A 16,046-nucleotide genomic window follows, 5' to 3' on the forward strand; every position below is an offset into this window, starting at 1 on the left:
GGGTTAGAAACTTGCCCGTGGCTTGTAGAGGCACACAGGCCGCCAATTACTTGACGACCAGTGTTGCCTGAAGCGCGCCTGCTCGCTTGATGGCTTGCAGAATTGCGATGATGCCACTTGGCTTGAGGCCAATGCGATTCAGCCCGTTCACCAGCGTCTGAAGGTCGGTACCGCCAACGATCTGAAGCTGGCCATCTTCTTCCGTCGCTTCAATTTCGGTGCGCGGTACAACAACCGTTTCACCCTGCTCTGCAAACGGATTCGGTTGGGAGACCTCAGGCTGCTCCGAGACGCGAACAGTCAGGTTGCCATGAGTGACAGCCACTGTAGAGATGGTCACGTTCTGCCCGATGACCACGGTGCCTGTGCGCTCGTCAACAACCACTCGCGCTGGCGTATCTGGCTGCACGAGAAGGCTCTCAATCTGAGAGATGAAACGCACAGCGCTCAACCCATTGGGGCGCTGGACCTCAATGGACCGATAGTCGTTTTCCTTGGCAAGCTTGCGTCCGTAGCGCGTCGTGGTGAATGCATTGATCGCATCCGCAACACGCACAGCCGTCTTGAAGTCCGGGTTTTTCAGCTCGAACACCAGCTTCTGCAAGTTGCTGAAATAATCTGGCAGGACGCGTTCAATGAGTGCCCCATTGGCAATCATGCCGGAGGTCGGCACGCCTTGCGTCAGTGTTTCTGCATCACCCTCAGCGTTGAAGCCGGATACGGATACAGAACCTTGCGCCACTGCATAGACATTGCCATCAGCACCCATGAGCGGGGTAACCAAAAGCATCCCACCCCGCAGCGACGATGCATCGCCCAAAGAGCCCAGGGAAATGTCGATGCGGGACCCATTGCCAACAAAAGGGGGAAGTTCGGCTGTGACAACAACCGCGGCAACGTTCTGAGCACGAAGCTGCGATTCACGCACGTTGACTCCCATACGCTCCAGCATGGATTGCAGTGACTGTTCCGTAAATGGCGAGTTCCGCATGGTATCGCCCGTACCGTTGAGGCCGATTACCAGACCGTAGCCAACGAGTTGGTTGTCACGAATGCCGCGAAGCTCAGCAATGTCTTTGATGCGCACGAGCGCATCGGCGTTGACGACCATCAGGCAGCTGAGCACCGCCGCGCCCAACACACTCTTGAATAGCTGCGAAACTCTTGCCAACACCGTCAATCACCTTTTATCAGCAGGGTGCCGTTGAGTTGAACGACCCCTGTTACCTGCTGCCCTGTGTCCACGTTACGGGCCTTGATCAGCTCACCTTCAGCGCCGGACTGAAGCGGCTCTACCACCGCTCTGATCTCCAGACCGTTTTCGCGAAAGACCAAATTTGTGAGCGTGCCACGCTTGACCACGAGAGGCTCTTGAAGTGCGTTCAAAGGCATGGGCTGACCCGGCACCAATGTGCGACGCACTTCTTTTCCGATCGCATCCTCTGCATTGAGAACCACGGCCATTTCGGCAACACCACGGTTCAGGAAAACCTTGTCCTGAAGCATTCCCTCACTGATGATATCGCCTGGATAAATCACCATGGAGGGGGTTGGCAGCTCTGTAGTTCCCCTGTCGGAAGCGTGAGCGAACGACGAGAAAAGACCTGCCAGAACCAACGCGGTTGCGCCTAGGATGGAGCGTTTTTCTTTCACAGTGAGACCACCTTCAAGGAGGAGTATTAGCGGATGCCCTTGCTGACGGTGCCAGCCATATCGTCTGCCGCCTGAATGACCTTTGAGTTCATCTCATAGGCGCGCTGCGCGCTGATCAGCTCGGTAATTTCCTTCACTGGATCGACGTTGGCACTTTCCAGATAGCCCTGATGAACAACACCAAAGCCCGGATCACCTGGCACGCCTTCTGTAGCTGCGCCTGAAGCCTCAGTTTCGCGGAACAAGTTACCGCCCAGAGCCAAAAGGCCCGCATCATTGACAAAGGTTGCCAATGACATCTGGCCGAGATCCTGCGGTGCCTGATCGCCGTCAAGGATCGCGAAGATTTCGCCGCTCTGGTTGATGGAAACGCGGATCGCGTCTTCCGGCACTGTGATACCCGGCTGAACTTCATAGCCATCGAGTGTCACGAGCTGGCCCTCATTGTTCACATTGAACGCGCCAGCACGTGTGTAGAGGGTTTCACCATCAGGGCCGGTTACCTGAAACCAGCCTTTGCCATCAATCGCCAGATCGAAGGTGTTGCTGGTTTCAACGAGCGCACCTTGAGCATGAAGCTTGCGGACTGCTGCCGTCTTCACACCCAAGCCCTGCTGGATACCTTCAGGAATTGGAGACTCGCCGGCTTGCGTGGATACACCTGCAGCACGGTCCACTTGGTAAAGCAGATCAGTGAACTCTGCACGCGAGGCCTTGTAGCCCGTGGTGTTCATGTTGGCGATGTTGTTGGAAATAACTTCCAGATTGGTCTGCTGGGCAGCCATACCCGTTGCAGCAATTGCGAGAGCTTTCATGGGGCTAACCTCAGATTGTCATTCTGGAGAATTCTTGATAGGCGGAGACCACCTTGTCGCGAATGGCGATGGCGCTCTGAAGCTGAACTTCAGCGTTCATGACAGCTTCAACAACTGCCTGCGCTGAAACTTCGCCCTTGATGCCCGCAACTGATGTTACTTCAGCAGTCTTGAGCGTATTGGCCGTCTCTTTCATGGCGTCTGCCATTACATCCGTGAAACTGGCTTCCTGCGTGGCAGTTGTATCGCTCACTGGAGCGTACTGACGAGATTCCGCAACACCGCCGATAGAACCTGTTCCGGCAAGGCGGGAGCTGGAAGACAGACTTCCAATAGCACCAAGGCCTTCGATAAAACCAACCATTAACGCGACCTCAACAAGTCAATTGTTCGGGTAATCATTTCACGTGACTGCTTCATCAAAGACAGGCCAGCTTCATAAGAGCGCGTCGCTTCGCGCATGTCTGCCAGCTCGATGAGCGTGTTCACGTTCGGGTACTTAACATTACCGTCCTTGTCTGCAGCTGGATGGGACGGATCATATTCAATTCGGAAAGCGCTATCGTCTTTGCCGATGCCATCGATCTCAACAAGCTCAGCGCCCAGTGCGCGATCCATTTCACTTTGAAAAGTGATGGTCTTGCGCTGGTATGGATCGGATCCTTCGGTCTTGCCGGTGGACTGCACGTTGGCTAGATTCTCTGAGACCACACGCATGCGCTGAGATTGCGCATGAAGGCCAGAGCCACTGATTTTCAGAGAGGCTACGAGTGGATCAACCATGATTTAGCGCTTTCCCAAACTTGCGAGCATCAGGCCGTGAAACTTCTGCACAACAGCCGTATTCAGCTGGTGAGCACGAGCTACTTCACCTGACTTGATCATTTCCTGCTCAAGGGAGACAGAGTTCTTAGAAGCTGACACCTGCCAAGGCTCTGCTTCTTCTGTTCCAATATCGCGAGCATTCCTGAAGTCACCGCCGATATGACCTGCACTGGTTGCGGCCATACCCAACTGGGTCTTGTCAAGCACATCGCGAAACGGCTCAACTTCCTTGGCTGCATATCCAGGTGTATCTGACTGAGATACGTTCTCAGCAATTGTCGCCTGCCTTACTGACAGCCAAGTCGACTGGCGCGAAGCAAGATCGAACAGGTAAACCGGTTCCAAAACGCTACTCCATGGATAACAATAGTGCCCTTGGGTACCAATTGAATCTTGCACGGGGCTGACGGCTGCAACGAACCGCGTCACGAACTCGGTTTTTTGGGAGTGCTAAAACAAAAAGCCCGCAACCGATGTGCGGGCCTGAAACATCCAAGAGAGGCAGGAGTTTAGCTGCGCTTTACCAAAGCATCTTCCAGAGCCTCAGTAAAGCGCTGAGAGTTGTCTGCAATATCATCCTGAATGCGATCAAACGCGATGAACTTGACATCCACTGCCGACTTGAGCGGCAACAAGAACAGCTCGAACATCACCTTAACTCCCTTGTTCTGGAAGTTCAGATGAAAACAGATCGACTGATCCCCTCCCCAATTCAGATCAATGGTGGAGGTACCTGCATAGGTGAGTGTGCCTTCTTTAAAGGACAACTCAGCGGAGGACTCGATCAGATCGGAAATATTCGCCGTCTCGTTGCCCAAAATATGTCGGGCAAGACAGGTCAAGTCGACAAGCCGAAGCTCGGCCGCAACAGGACGTACGGCCTCAGCAAGCAAAGCCTCGCGCTCCGCATGTTGCGAAACCGAGGTGTCTACTTCAGCACCCGATATTAGACTTTCGGCGAATGCAACTGTTTGCATAGTATCCTTACACGCCGCTACAGCACTACTCATCTTCTACTCACATACACGTAAGAAATGATTTCTGCAACAGCTCTGTAATATTCAGGGGGGATATACTGATCCACAGAAACTGCTGCATACAGCCCGCGAGCGAGCTCCTTATTCTCCACCACTGGCACGTCGTGCTGATAGGCAAGTTCTTTAATCTTGAGCGCGACCAGATCCTGCCCCTTCGCGGTAACACGTGGGGCGGAGTTCTCACCGCGGTCATAATAGAGCGCAATTGCAAAGTGCGTTGGGTTGGCAATGACCACCGTCGCCTCTGCAACGTTAGACATCATACGCTTGCGTGCACGATCACGTGCCAGCGAGCGCATCCTGGCCTTTAGGATTGGATCGCCCTCGGCCTGCTTGAACTCATCCTTGATGTCTTGCCGGGTCATGCGCAAGTTCTTGCGCCACTGGAAACGGGCCAGAACCAAATCGAAACCCACAAGCGCAATGGTTGCAACACAGATCGCGGAGAGCAGCTTGATAGCAATCTCGAGAATGGTTTGCGGCAGAAGTGTTGGATCTTGATACATGGCAGTCAGCGCTGCTGCCTGTTGAGAGCGCAACACAATGACCGCCACCGCGCCCACAATGGTGAGCTTGATCAGAGACTTCACGAACTCCATCAACCCATTCATACTATAGATACGCCCAAAACCTTTCAGCGGAGATATACGGTTCATCTTCGGCTGAATGCGATCAAGAACCATTCGCGGTGAATTCTGAAGAAACGAAGACGCCAGACCCAGAATGGTAAGTAGAGCAGCGCACGGAAAAAGGAAGCTGCCAAATTCCAAAGATACGACCCGTAGCAACTCAACCCCATCCTCATCACTGAGCATGCGGATCTCACCCGGGTTATCCAGAAACCAGCGCAGGAACCCAGTAATACCGGCTCCTGCATCATTGAGCATGAACGTGAGAATAAACATCATGCCCACAAAGGAAGCGAGTACCGACGCCTCTTTAGAAACGGGAATATTCCCCTTCTCAATGGCATCGCGAACCCGCTTCTCCGTGGGTTCCTCGGTTTTACTCTCTTGATCCTGATCTTCGGCCATGCCCCCTCGCCGCTTTTAGAAAGCGCCATACTCCTCCCGGCATGCCGGACTAGATGTACACCTCGTCGCCACGTCCAAGATCAAGATCAATCTCGCCGCTGTTGGCCTTTTCCAGTGCAAGGTCGGTGATCTGACGGCGCGCATCGAGAACTTCGCGCTGCGGTGAAGGCTCACCGGAGGCCAAATCATTTTCAACAATACGCTTTGCACGCGAAGAGATGGAGGACAGAATTGCCTGACGGAACTCGTTCTCCGTCCCCTTCAGGGCCAGCGTGATCGTGTCCGTGTTTACATCGTCGAAGATCGCCATGCGGGTCCGCTGATCCAGATTGACGATATCGTCGAAGGTAAACAGAAGACCGGCCAGCTGCTCTGCAGATTTTGGAAGAACTTCACGCAGATTGCTGAGCGTATCTTCCAGATCGTCGCGCTCCATCTTGTTGAGGATGTCTGCCATGCGAGCATGCGCATCGGTACCAACTGTCCGAGCGAAGTTCACCATGAAGTCTTCGTGAAGCGTCTTTTGAACCTCGTCCATGACGTCTTCCACGATCGGCTTCAGAGTGAGCATCCGACGCACGATCTCATTACGCTTGCGACGTGGGATCTGAGATATTACGCCAGCCGCCGCATTTGGAGAGATCTTGGAGAGAATGAACGCAGCCGTCTGCGGGTGCTCTTTCGAGAGATAGGTTGAAAGAACGTGATCAGAGATCTGCGAAACCTTGTCCCAGATGGAGCGCTTGGAATACCCCATCACGTCAGACATGATTTCAGCAACCTGCTCTTCAGGCAGGATGCCGCGCAGCAGCCCTTCAGCGCCCTCAGCGGTACCGAACAGGTTCACACCGCCTGAGAACAATTCAATGAACTCTTCAATGAGTTCATCAAGCTCATTCGCAGGGACCGTGCCAAGTTCGGCTGCGGACCGAATGATCAGGCGCATCTCGTCGTTGTCGAAATGCTTGAGCACCCTCGTCGCCTTCTCATTGCCCATTGCAAGGAGAAGTGCCGCCGCCTTTTGAGTACCGGTCTTCTTTACCGCCGTGCCAGGGCTTGTTCCCTGAACCTGAAGCGCTGTGTTCATACTGATTTCCTAAAGGTCTTACGCGTAACTACCCTTCGCACCAACAATCTCGGTGAGAGAAACACCAAAACGGGAGTTATCGTCTTCAACAACAACGATTTCACCACGTGCTACAGTGCGACCATTCACCACGATGTTGACCGGCTCACCAACGCGGTGATCGAGTGGAATAACCGCACCGCGTCCCAGCTTGAGAAGGCTGGCTACAGGCATGGTCGCCGACCCCAGAACCACCTGCATATCTACCGGAATGCCCAGAACGGCATCCAGGTTGCGATCTACGTTACTATCGCTCATTCCATCATTATCAGCGGGCGCGGCAGGTGTAGCAGCGGCGGGAGTGGCAGCCATGGCCTCCTCCATGCTCATATCAGCCTCTGCTGCAGCAGCTTCCCACTGAAGGGCAAGAGCCTCATCGCTCATGTCGTTGGAATTGGTCATTACCTGTCACTCCAAAAGAGAGGTCATTTAGTCTTTGACATTCACGCTTCTAAAAGGCGCAGCCTGTCCAAAGCTGACTTTGCGCACGCGCAAATTCTGTTTATCAACGGCGGAGACAGCAGTCGCTGAACCATCGGCATTCTGCTCGCTCGCAGGCCTTTGACCAGCACTCTTTGCTTCACTTCCATGGCCAGCAGGAGCCGCGGCCCCAGCGCTCGCCGCCCCTGGCTTTGCACTACCCGGTTTCGCGGCAACACCTCGACCAACTCCCGGCTGCGGGCGCTGCGCCGTTGCAGAGCCCTTGGACGCAGAGGCTGCACGCCCACGATGAGCAGGTGCGCGACTGCCACGCCCGGGCGCCTGAGAAGCCCTATCAGGCAGGCGCGCAGAGACGTGAGCCAAGTCCACGCCAACCTTGTCGGAAGCGGCCTGCAACCACTCTACATACTCTTGCATGGCGCTCATTTCGTCCTGCGCCTTCTGGATGACGGCGTTCATATCAACCGTTGTCTCTTTGGCAACATCGATACGCTCACCAAGCGTCTTGGTGATTTCTTCACCGCGCACCTTCAGCTCTTGAAGCGAGACGTTGATGCCGTCCATCGCCTCTGAAGTCTGATCAAAGATGCGCTGATAGTCTTCGTGATGCGAGGACATGACGCGCAGCTGGCGATACATGAGGACCACCCGCCACGTGGTCACCAGGAGAGCAAGGAATAAAAACCCGTCAATTAGATATGATGTCATCGAGAAGATCTCCGTCTTGCTGGATCAACTCGTCAATTCGAACGGTATATGATCCGGCAACCTGCCCAAGTTTACAGTTGAACAGGGGTTGTCTGTTGCACTCCAGCCGCACAGGTGTTTTAGGTGTTGCATTGAGTTCCAGAACAAGCCCAACTTCGAACTGCGCCACTTGCTCAAGCGTGAGACGCTGCTCCTCCAGGACCGCTGTTAGCTTCACCTCTGTTTTTTGAATTTCATGCTGGAATTGTTTGGTCCAGCGCGTGTCACGTCCGGCTACTTCGCCAGACAATACTTGCGTTAGATTCTGTCGCAGCGGGTTCAGAACCGACTGCGGAATTACGATAAAGATCTCGCCCTCACGGCCAATGAGTTCGGCATTCATCTGGCACACAACGCATTGGTTGCTGCGCCGGCCAGTCTGAGCAAACTCGGTACGCGTTTCGAGACGCTCAACCTTGATGGTCACGTCCGCAATGGCCTCAAATGCGCTCTCCATGGCCGAGGCTGCCTCCTCGAACATCTTGTGCGCGAGACGCTGCTCTACACTGGTAAGCGCGCGGTCCTCATCAAAGGCCTCTTCCTCGCCGTCGCCGCCAAGGAGAAGCTCGACCATCGAGAATATGAACTGCTTGTCAAAACCAAGGAGGATGCGTGCATCCCATTCTTGAGCATGCAAAACCGCAATGATCGCACGATCCTCATACTGATCCAGAGCATCGCCGATACGGTCGTTTCTTACGGACTGCACGGCAATGTAAGGCGCACTCGCCGCCATCTGACGAAGCGTATCGATGTACTGCCGCGCCATCCGGTCGAACACCACGTGCAGCATCGGCAGACGATCAACACCAATGCCAGCAGCATCCAAGAGACGAGATGGCAGATCGAACTTCTGCGCCTCGGTTTCCTCGGTGTTCTCGTATCCACCCGGCTCGATCACATCACCTTGATATTGCATGGCTTATGCAGCTCCCGCGTTCATTGTTTCTTCCTCAACCTCATCAATCGATGGGCGCTCATCAGCGGCAATGGTCTTACGTCCATGCTCCAGAGCGATCTGAGGGGCTGCACCATTCATGAATGCAAGAAGGGTTTGCTTGACTTCGATGTAGAGGCGATAGCGACGTTCACGAACGGTCTTGATGCGACCGTTGATCGGACTCACGATGCCGTAGGACAGAAAAATACCAAGGAAGGTACCCACAAGAGCCGCACCAATGAGCGAACCGAGAATTTCAGGCTCCTGATCAATCGCGCCCATCGCCTTGATGATGCCGAGCACCGCTGCCACAATACCGAGCGCAGGCAGCGCCTCTGCGATTGTTGACAGAGAATAGTAAGGCTTTAGCTCCTCACGACCAATTGTGTGAAGCTCTTCATCCATAAGCGCCTCAATTTCATGAGGCCGCACATTGCCGATCACAATCAAGCGGAAGTAGTCGCAGATAAAGTTGGTCAGCGAGCTGTTGTTCAAGACGCCAGGGAAGCGCTGAAACAGCTCCGACTCGCTCGGATTATCGATGATTGCTTCGACATCATTTCGCCCCTTGGCACGCAAGGTACGCATCAGCCCATAAAGAACACTCAGCGTATCCAAGTGATCTCGTTTTGTTGGCACGGCATATAGGAATGCCTGCATGATGCCTTTGCCGGTATCCTTCATTGTCTTAAATGAGTTACCGACAACAAAGGTGCCAAATGCCGCCCCGCCAATAATGACGAACTCGAAAGGCTGCCACAACACACCGAGGTGACCGCCCATTGCCATGTAACCACCGAGCAAAGACCCGACAACGATTACCAGTCCGACCGCAATATTCAAAACGCGCTCCACTCTTCGAGCCAATTCCATATTGGGACATTCATAGGAGCGCATGCTTGTCTGAAACTGGCGCAAACTGAAAAAGTTCTCATCAGCTTCAGGCAAGCCAGAAAACGTAGTTTAAGGGCAAGTATGCTTTTTGTTGAGGTGCCCTATGCTTGATACAGCGTTGCGTTATACCATGCTCACACGTGACATGGATAAAACCATCGAGCGAACTTCCAAAGATCCGATCGTCGATCGCGAGACACAGTACTACCAAGAAAACATTCGCAGTATCAAAAGCATAGATGATTTCATGGACAATGACCGGATATATCGGTATGCCATGAAAGCTATGGGCCTCGAGGACATGATCTATGCAAAAGGCCTTGTTCGTGACGTGCTGGAGCAGGGCATCACTGATCCGACCAGCTACGCCAATCGCCTTCAAGATAAACGATACAAAGAGCTTGCAACTGCCTTCAATTTCGAGACCTACGGCTCGACAGCCACAAGCTTTGACCGCGCACAGCAAGACGTTGTCGACGCCTACGTGCTTCAAACACTTGAGCTGAATGAAGGTCAGGACAACGAAGGCGTGCGCCTCGCGCTCTACTTCAAACGAAAAGCGCCTGAGCTGACCAACACCTATGAGATTCTTGCAGATCAAGCGCTTTATGCCGTTGTACGCACCGCCATCGGCATGCCTGAGGCGATGGTCGGCGGCGACGTTGACGCCCAAGCGAAATACATAGAATCGCGTCTTGATCTTGAGATCCTCAAAGATCCCGAGGAACTGGATAAGTTCTTAACTAAGTTTACCAACCTCTATGATGTGCAGAACAATATCTCGATAGCCCCTACCCTCTCCCTGTTTCAAAACAGCGGATCCGGCGTCAATCCAGATGTTCTGCTCAAGGTCAACTCTCTCAAGTTTGGCGGGTAAAAATGGAATCTTCGCTTTACGTTCAACTGTCTGGCCAGCTTTCACTCGAGCGCCGCATGGAAACAGTGGCCCGCAATGTGGCCAACATGGATACGGCAGGGTATCGCGCTGATGCTGTGAAGTTTAACAGTGAAATCAATCGCGCAGGCGCCGATCCCGTTGCCTACGCCTCCACTGGTGACAATTACATAAATCGTCAGGGCGGCCCGATTAAACAGACAGGTAATCCCCTTGATGTCGCAGTCGCTGGCAATGGCTGGCTCGGAATCGAAACCGGCAACGGGCCAGCGTACACCCGTGATGGCCGCATGCAGATCTCCGTTGACGGTCTCCTGCGCAGCGTTGAGGGCAATCCGATTCTTGATGCTGGCGGCGGCGTGATCGCGCTTGATCCTGCTGGAGGGCAGCCTGAGATTCTCCGCGATGGCTCTGTGTTCCAGAACGGCCAGCGCGTCGCCGTTATCGGTCTGTTCGACATTCCAGAAGGCGCCAAGCTTAGCCGCTTGGGCGGGTCTGCCGTTGTGCCAAATCAACCTGCCCAGCCCATTTTCGAGTTTACCGAAAACGGGCTCGAACAAGGCTACGTTGAAGGCTCCAACGTGAACCCAATCATGGAAATCTCCCGCCTGATTGAAATCAGCCGCGCCTTTGAAAGCACAAACTCAGCCATGCAAACGGCTGAGTCCGCCAGACAGAATGCAATCCGCCAGCTCGGAGGCTAATCCAATGTATGTTGATGGTGTTTATTCCAAGACTGGCCCACAGTTGGATCCGGACCTCAAAGCACAACAAAACCAGAGCGCTGCGTCAACGGCACCGGATTTCACGATGGATGAGTTCATCGACATGATCAATCCGCTGCAACACATTCCGGGCGTCAACACGCTCTATCAAGGCATGACAGGCGACACCGCCTCGGTACGCTCCCGCGCAATCGGCAGCACCTTGTTCGGCTTGATCGGCGGCCCGCTCGGCATGGTTGGCCTTATGGGCGCAAACATGGTTCAGATGGCCATGGACGGCACGCTTGAACAAGAAAGCCAAATGGCAACTGGCGCTGACGCGGTGAACCAGAAGCTCGCTGCACTGGAAGGCAACGCACCGCCAACCGCCGTTGCCGGGGTTGATTACAACCAGATTGGCACCAACGTACCGCCCCTGTTCGGCAACGTGGAGATGAACCAGTCCTTGTCGTCCCGCGCCCCTGAAATTCCATCCGTGAGCGAAGCGGACCTAGTGGCAGCCCTTTCAAAAAACACCTCTTTCTCAGAGCCTCCAAACGTTACGGCGCTGGCGAATGATCCTCGCAACGTCTTTCCAGAAGACGTCTTGAGAGAGCTACAGGCCAAGCACCTGGGCAACTCGTAAATGCACCATCTTGAGAGGCTTCAAAAGCTGACGAGAAGCATCCCGGCAGATGCTTGGGATATCGATATCAGCGGCACGCTCAGTGAAGTCACGGCAAACTATTTGCGGGTAAAAGGGCTTTCCAGCGGGGTTAGCTTGGGCGACCAAGTCTCGTTTTCGAACGGGCGAGAGACCTGCTTTGGCGAGATCATCAAGATTGATGCTGAAAGCGTCATCGTCAAACCCTATGCCACCCGCAACGACCTGGGGCTGGGCACCAAAATCAAACGTAGCGGCGATTTGAGCCTGCGTCCTGATGCAAGCTGGAAAGGCCGGGTCATCAATGCCATGGGCAAACCGGTTGACGGAAAAGGGGCACTGGGACGCGGTGAAGAGGACATTCCCTTCAATCAATCCCCTCCCCCTGCCATCAACCGAGCCCGGGTTACCAAACACGCGCGAACTGGGGTTCGCGTCCTCGACATATTCACCCCTATGATGCACGGGCAGCGCCTTGGCATCTTTGCCGGTTCGGGCGTTGGCAAGTCCACAACGCTCTCAATGATTGCCCGAAGCAACTCCTTCGATACGGTTGTGATTGGCCTCATTGGCGAACGTGGGCGAGAAGTTCGTGAGTTTATCGAGGACACGCTTGGCGAACAGATGGGTAAATCTGTTGTTGTCGTCGCTACGGGTGATGAAAGCGCAATGATGCGCCGCCTTGCCCCTAAGACCGCAGTTTCCGTAGCAGAATACTATCGAGACAGAGGGGATTCCGTCCTGCTGGTACTGGATAGCATCACCCGCTATGCGCACGCATTACGCGACGTTGCTCTGGCTGCAGGTGAGCCCGCTGTATCGCGTGGCTATCCTCCGAGCGTCTTTACCGAGCTTCCAGCTCTTCTGGAACGCACGGGACCTGGTGTCGAAGGCAGCGGCATGATCACTGCTGTCATCTCCGTGCTTGTCGATGGCGACGATCACAACGATCCAGTAGCAGACAACATTCGCGGTCTTCTGGATGGTCACATTGTTCTGGACCGCCACATTGCAGAGGATGGCCGCTACCCGGCGGTCAACATTTTGTCTTCTGTCTCTCGACTTGCTCAGCACGCATGGTCTCCTCAAGAGCGGGAACTTGTGCTCAAACTACGATCGATGGTGGCCAAGTTTGAGGACACGAAAGATCTTCGCATGATGGGCGGCTACAAACAGGGCGTAGAGCCGTTTCTGGATCAAGCCATAGAACTGGTACCCAAGCTCTATAATGCGCTCTCACAGAGCAGCACAGCCCCTTCCAGCACTGATGCGTTCACGGAACTGGCGCAGATGCTCTGAAGCTGATGTTTTCATAAAGCCAAATAGGACCTCACAGCATTGCGCGGTGAGGTCCTTTTTTATGGAATGAGGTGACTTCGATCTAAGATGGAAGAGGCTTTAGCGAGCTTCTTCCATGGTGCTGATGATGTAGCCGAGGTAACGCTTGGAGTCGATTGGATCGTATCCAAGGCGATTACGGAGTTTCTTGCGCAGCTTGCTGATGTGGCTTTCGATAACATTCTCATCTACTTCACTTTCGAAGATGCCGTAGACGAAGTTGTAGATCTGAGCCTTTGTCAGGCGGCGCCCGTTGTTCTGAGCAAGATACTCGAGAATACGGCGTTCGCGACGTGGCAGTGGCAATACTTCACCCTTTGCCTCAGGATCGCGACCATCAAAGAATACTGTGAGGTCACCCAGTTCGACCTGTACTGACTGTGTTTGCGTACGACGCTTGATCGCGTTCACACGTGCAAGTATTTCCTGCACATGGACTGGTTTGCGAACAACATCATCAACGCCGGCAGCAAACAACTTCAAGGTCTGCTCCAGCTGTGTGGTGCTGTTCAACGCGATTACCGGCTTCTGACCACAACGACGCCGGATAATCTGCGGATACTGTTCGCGTTCAAGGCACTCACCAATCAAAATGGCCTCTACCGCTTCAAAATCTGTGTCTGGTGCAGAGCTAATCCAATCATGGAACTCTGACGGCTTGAACCCACTAGAGGAGATACCCTCTCGCTTGAAACCCGACGCATAGCCTTCGGTTACAAGCTCCTGTTCGTCAACAATTAGATACATGACCCCAATTCCAAATACCCCACGGACACTCATGGCAGTAATACAGGTCATTATTGGCTGTCAATTTAAGTTTTTGCGAAATTATTCAGTTTATCTAAGGGGTTAACCGTTTGTTAACTAATCTAATCTTCGCAAAATCTACGGACATTTATTTAAAATTTTATATTATCTGCTATTCAAATGGAAATATCCTCGGAATCTCAAGGCATAAGATGCATTTTGCAAGAGTGACCGAGTCAGTCCGACACAAGTTCGTCATGAGATGAATTGGTCATATAAGGGTCCAATTAACCAATTCAGCTCATTAAATTCCACGCAATTTTATGGGATAAAAAATCAGGGATTTCGCCGCTTTGATGGATAAAAGACGCGAGAATCGGCAAAGGATTCGGTTTAGAGCAGGTAAGCTATGTGATCTTTCGGACCAATTTGTGGCTGATTGCGTCATTCGGGACCGGACACAATCCGGTGCGAGGCTACTCGTAGGCGATGCCGATGCCGTTCCCATCGAAGGACAGATATACTTCGACGACGATAGTAAAATTGCTCTCTATCGTCAGGCATGGAAGAAGAACTCGGAAGTTGGAATCCAGTTTCTATCGGAACCATGCGAGGTTAAGGATTTCACGGCTAAGGACCTGCGCGCCCTGCGCGGGGTGTACTACGCCTTGACCGACAAGTAGGTTTCGAGCCCTGCCTGCACAGGACCTTTATTATAAATGTATGGTTGCAGCAGGTTCTCCCCTGCCTCCCACACATTTAGTAGGCCAAGGTCTTTAAATGCCTAAAACTTCGCGCTAATGCTTTCCCCCATCCAGAACCAGCAGGAATGGGTCAGTCTTTTGGCTGGCGACAGGAGCTACAATGATCATTTCAGTCATCGGCAGCGGCTATGTAGGGCTCGTCTCAGGAGCCTGCTTTGCAGACTTTGGCCATGAGGTTATCTGCGTTGATAAGGCGATCGAAAAGATCGAAGGGCTGAAGCGCGGAGAAATTCCGATTTTTGAACCGGGCCTTGATGAACTGGTCAAGCGCAACAGCGATGAAGGCCGCCTGTCCTTCACCACCGACTTGCCTAGCGCAGTCAAGAAGGCAGACGTTGTCTTTATTGCAGTAGGCACGCCCTCTCGTCGCGGAGATGGCCATGCTGACTTGAGTTTCGTTTACGACGTCTCCAAGGAGATTGCAGGGGCGCTGGACGGCTTTACTGTAGTTGTCACCAAATCAACGGTTCCGGTGGGCACCGGCGATGAAGTCGAACGTATAATTCGTGAAGCAAACCCGGATGCCGACTTTGAAGTGGTCTCCAATCCCGAGTTCCTTCGCGAAGGTGCCGCCATTGATGACTTCAAACGCCCGGACCGGATCGTTGTTGGTCTATCGAACGAGCGCGCACGCGATGCAATGACCGAGGTTTATCGTCCTCTATACCTCAACCAGTCCCCTATCCTGTTTACATCACGCCGTTCTTCCGAACTGATCAAGTACGCCGCCAACGCGTTTCTTGCCATGAAGATCACCTTCATCAATGAAATTGCTGATCTGAGCGAAGCTGTGGGGGCAAACGTTCAGGATGTCGCTCGCGGGATTGGTCTTGATAACCGCATCGGGGCCAAGTTCTTGCACGCGGGACCTGGATACGGCGGCTCCTGTTTTCCAAAGGACACCCTCGCACTTGTCAAAACCGCGCAAGACAACTCCTCTCCTGTGCGTCTGATCGAGGCTACCTGCTCCATCAACGATACCCGCAAGCGCTCCATGTCTCGCAAGGTTCAAGCTGCGGTCGGCGGAGATGTCCGTGGCAAGAAAATTGCCATTCTCGGCCTCACATTCAAGCCAAACACCGACGACATGCGAGACAGCCCTTCGCTGTCAATTGTGCAAGCCCTGCAAGACAAAGGCGCACTCATTCATGCCTATGACCCGGAAGGCATGGAGAGTGCCGCCCAGCTCATGGACAATGTGGTGTTCGGCAAAGACGCCTACGAGATTGCCCAGGACGCAGACGCTCTGGTTATCGTGACCGAATGGAACGCTTTCCGCGCCTTGGATTTTGCGCGTCTGAAAGAAACCATGAAGGCTCCTGTTCTGGTTGATCTGCGCAATATCTACCGCCGGGAAGAGCTTGAAAAGCACGGGTTTACATACACCTGCGTTGGTCGCCCCGATCAGGAAATTTGATCGGC

19 protein-coding genes are annotated in these 16,046 nt (G+C 53.5%); 5 read left to right on the forward strand and 14 right to left on the reverse strand.

What is annotated here, in order from left to right:
- Nucleotides 1-46 precede the first annotated feature (46 nt).
- The 13 genes from flgI to motA all read right to left on the reverse strand — a co-directional run bounded on the left by flgI (nucleotide 47) and on the right by motA (nucleotide 9,461).
- Entirely contained in the window at nucleotides 47-1,111 is a 1,065-nt protein-coding gene (flgI, locus tag PUV47_RS03740) for a flagellar basal body P-ring protein FlgI (RefSeq protein ID WP_274217424.1), read from the reverse strand.
- 65 nt (nucleotides 1,112-1,176) lie between these two features.
- On the reverse strand, nucleotides 1,177-1,653 hold the full coding sequence (flgA, locus tag PUV47_RS03745) for a flagellar basal body P-ring formation chaperone FlgA (RefSeq protein ID WP_274217110.1): 477 nt from the start codon (nucleotides 1,651-1,653) through the stop codon (nucleotides 1,177-1,179).
- Nucleotides 1,654-1,679: 26 nt separating this feature from the next.
- Entirely contained in the window at nucleotides 1,680-2,468 is a 789-nt protein-coding gene (gene flgG, locus PUV47_RS03750) for a flagellar basal-body rod protein FlgG (protein ID WP_274217111.1), read from the reverse strand.
- Nucleotides 2,469-2,478: 10 nt separating this feature from the next.
- Nucleotides 2,479-2,832, reverse strand: a complete 354-nt coding sequence (locus tag PUV47_RS03755) for a flagellar hook-basal body complex protein FliE (protein ID WP_274217112.1) — start codon at nucleotides 2,830-2,832, stop codon at nucleotides 2,479-2,481.
- Nucleotides 2,832-3,251 carry a flagellar basal body rod protein FlgC gene (gene flgC, locus PUV47_RS03760; RefSeq protein WP_274217113.1) on the reverse strand — a complete coding sequence of 140 codons (420 nt, stop codon included), beginning with the start codon at nucleotides 3,249-3,251 and terminating at the stop codon, nucleotides 2,832-2,834. Before flgC ends, PUV47_RS03755 begins: the two co-directional genes overlap by 1 nt.
- A 3-nt stretch (nucleotides 3,252-3,254) precedes the next feature.
- Entirely contained in the window at nucleotides 3,255-3,638 is a 384-nt protein-coding gene (gene flgB, locus PUV47_RS03765) for a flagellar basal body rod protein FlgB (RefSeq protein ID WP_274217114.1), read from the reverse strand.
- Between the two features lie 164 nt (nucleotides 3,639-3,802).
- The gene (locus PUV47_RS03770) at nucleotides 3,803-4,270 is read right to left on the reverse strand and encodes a hypothetical protein (RefSeq protein ID WP_274217115.1); all 468 of its coding nucleotides are present in this window, start codon (nucleotides 4,268-4,270) and stop codon (nucleotides 3,803-3,805) included.
- Nucleotides 4,271-4,299: 29 nt separating this feature from the next.
- On the reverse strand, nucleotides 4,300-5,364 hold the full coding sequence (flhB, locus tag PUV47_RS03775) for a flagellar biosynthesis protein FlhB (protein ID WP_274217116.1): 1,065 nt from the start codon (nucleotides 5,362-5,364) through the stop codon (nucleotides 4,300-4,302).
- Between the two features lie 49 nt (nucleotides 5,365-5,413).
- A complete protein-coding gene (locus PUV47_RS03780) occupies nucleotides 5,414-6,451 on the reverse strand; it encodes a flagellar motor switch protein FliG (protein ID WP_274217117.1) in 1,038 nt (345 codons plus the stop codon).
- An 18-nt stretch (nucleotides 6,452-6,469) separates the two neighbouring features.
- Nucleotides 6,470-6,892: a flagellar motor switch protein FliN gene (gene fliN, locus PUV47_RS03785; RefSeq protein ID WP_274217118.1), complete on the reverse strand. Its 423-nt coding sequence runs from the start codon at nucleotides 6,890-6,892 to the stop codon at nucleotides 6,470-6,472.
- 27 nt (nucleotides 6,893-6,919) lie between these two features.
- Nucleotides 6,920-7,639: a hypothetical protein gene (locus PUV47_RS03790; RefSeq protein ID WP_274217119.1), complete on the reverse strand. Its 720-nt coding sequence runs from the start codon at nucleotides 7,637-7,639 to the stop codon at nucleotides 6,920-6,922.
- The gene (locus tag PUV47_RS03795) at nucleotides 7,620-8,597 is read right to left on the reverse strand and encodes a flagellar motor switch protein FliM (protein WP_274217120.1); all 978 of its coding nucleotides are present in this window, start codon (nucleotides 8,595-8,597) and stop codon (nucleotides 7,620-7,622) included. The genes PUV47_RS03790 and PUV47_RS03795 overlap by 20 nt, the downstream gene beginning before the upstream one ends.
- A 3-nt stretch (nucleotides 8,598-8,600) precedes the next feature.
- The gene (gene motA / locus PUV47_RS03800) at nucleotides 8,601-9,461 is read right to left on the reverse strand and encodes a flagellar motor stator protein MotA (protein WP_319621962.1); all 861 of its coding nucleotides are present in this window, start codon (nucleotides 9,459-9,461) and stop codon (nucleotides 8,601-8,603) included.
- Between the two features lie 154 nt (nucleotides 9,462-9,615).
- Here motA and PUV47_RS03805 point away from each other — a divergent pair, with 154 nt between their 5' ends.
- The 4 genes from PUV47_RS03805 to fliI are packed head-to-tail and all read left to right on the forward strand — an operon-like array spanning nucleotide 9,616 to nucleotide 13,074.
- A complete protein-coding gene (locus tag PUV47_RS03805; RefSeq protein ID WP_274217122.1) occupies nucleotides 9,616-10,389 on the forward strand; it encodes a DUF1217 domain-containing protein in 774 nt (257 codons plus the stop codon).
- A gap of 2 nt (nucleotides 10,390-10,391) precedes the next feature.
- On the forward strand, nucleotides 10,392-11,111 hold the full coding sequence (flgF, locus tag PUV47_RS03810; RefSeq protein ID WP_274217123.1) for a flagellar basal-body rod protein FlgF: 720 nt from the start codon (nucleotides 10,392-10,394) through the stop codon (nucleotides 11,109-11,111).
- Nucleotides 11,112-11,115: 4 nt separating this feature from the next.
- The gene (locus PUV47_RS03815) at nucleotides 11,116-11,757 is read left to right on the forward strand and encodes a hypothetical protein (protein WP_274217124.1); all 642 of its coding nucleotides are present in this window, start codon (nucleotides 11,116-11,118) and stop codon (nucleotides 11,755-11,757) included.
- Nucleotides 11,758-13,074, forward strand: a complete 1,317-nt coding sequence (gene fliI / locus PUV47_RS03820; RefSeq protein WP_274217125.1) for a flagellar protein export ATPase FliI — start codon at nucleotides 11,758-11,760, stop codon at nucleotides 13,072-13,074.
- A gap of 99 nt (nucleotides 13,075-13,173) precedes the next feature.
- On the opposite strand, the gene PUV47_RS03825 is transcribed toward fliI, so the two are convergent.
- The gene (locus PUV47_RS03825; protein WP_274217126.1) at nucleotides 13,174-13,860 is read right to left on the reverse strand and encodes a response regulator transcription factor; all 687 of its coding nucleotides are present in this window, start codon (nucleotides 13,858-13,860) and stop codon (nucleotides 13,174-13,176) included.
- 864 nt (nucleotides 13,861-14,724) lie between these two features.
- On the opposite strand from PUV47_RS03825, the gene PUV47_RS03830 reads away from it, so the two are divergent.
- The gene (locus PUV47_RS03830; protein ID WP_274217127.1) at nucleotides 14,725-16,041 is read left to right on the forward strand and encodes a UDP-glucose dehydrogenase family protein; all 1,317 of its coding nucleotides are present in this window, start codon (nucleotides 14,725-14,727) and stop codon (nucleotides 16,039-16,041) included.
- Nucleotides 16,042-16,046: the final 5 nt, after the last annotated feature.

The organism is Pseudovibrio exalbescens, from assembly GCF_028737195.1.
In the GTDB taxonomy this organism is placed as follows: Bacteria; Pseudomonadota; Alphaproteobacteria; order Rhizobiales; family Stappiaceae; genus Pseudovibrio; species Pseudovibrio zosterae.

Bases quoted from the DNA above. Each gene is read 5' to 3' on its own strand.
- fliI (WP_274217125.1), top strand. From the start codon at position 11,758: ATGCACCATCTTGAGAGGCTTCAAAAGCTGACGAGAAGCATCCCGGCA.
- PUV47_RS03815 (WP_274217124.1), top strand. From the start codon at position 11,116: ATGTATGTTGATGGTGTTTATTCCAAGACTGGCCCACAGTTGGATCCG.
- PUV47_RS03805 (WP_274217122.1), top strand. From the start codon at position 9,616: ATGCTTGATACAGCGTTGCGTTATACCATGCTCACACGTGACATGGAT.
- PUV47_RS03825 (WP_274217126.1), bottom strand. From the start codon at position 13,860: ATGTATCTAATTGTTGACGAACAGGAGCTTGTAACCGAAGGCTATGCG.
- flgG (WP_274217111.1), bottom strand. From the start codon at position 2,468: ATGAAAGCTCTCGCAATTGCTGCAACGGGTATGGCTGCCCAGCAGACC.
- flgI (WP_274217424.1), bottom strand. From the start codon at position 1,111: ATGGTCGTCAACGCCGATGCGCTCGTGCGCATCAAAGACATTGCTGAG.
- PUV47_RS03770 (WP_274217115.1), bottom strand. From the start codon at position 4,270: ATGCAAACAGTTGCATTCGCCGAAAGTCTAATATCGGGTGCTGAAGTA.
- flgC (WP_274217113.1), bottom strand. From the start codon at position 3,251: ATGGTTGATCCACTCGTAGCCTCTCTGAAAATCAGTGGCTCTGGCCTT.
- fliN (WP_274217118.1), bottom strand. From the start codon at position 6,892: ATGACCAATTCCAACGACATGAGCGATGAGGCTCTTGCCCTTCAGTGG.
- PUV47_RS03755 (WP_274217112.1), bottom strand. From the start codon at position 2,832: ATGGTTGGTTTTATCGAAGGCCTTGGTGCTATTGGAAGTCTGTCTTCC.
- PUV47_RS03830 (WP_274217127.1), top strand. From the start codon at position 14,725: ATGATCATTTCAGTCATCGGCAGCGGCTATGTAGGGCTCGTCTCAGGA.
- flhB (WP_274217116.1), bottom strand. From the start codon at position 5,364: ATGGCCGAAGATCAGGATCAAGAGAGTAAAACCGAGGAACCCACGGAG.
- PUV47_RS03795 (WP_274217120.1), bottom strand. From the start codon at position 8,597: ATGCAATATCAAGGTGATGTGATCGAGCCGGGTGGATACGAGAACACC.
- PUV47_RS03780 (WP_274217117.1), bottom strand. From the start codon at position 6,451: ATGAACACAGCGCTTCAGGTTCAGGGAACAAGCCCTGGCACGGCGGTA.
- flgF (WP_274217123.1), top strand. From the start codon at position 10,392: ATGGAATCTTCGCTTTACGTTCAACTGTCTGGCCAGCTTTCACTCGAG.
- PUV47_RS03790 (WP_274217119.1), bottom strand. From the start codon at position 7,639: ATGACATCATATCTAATTGACGGGTTTTTATTCCTTGCTCTCCTGGTG.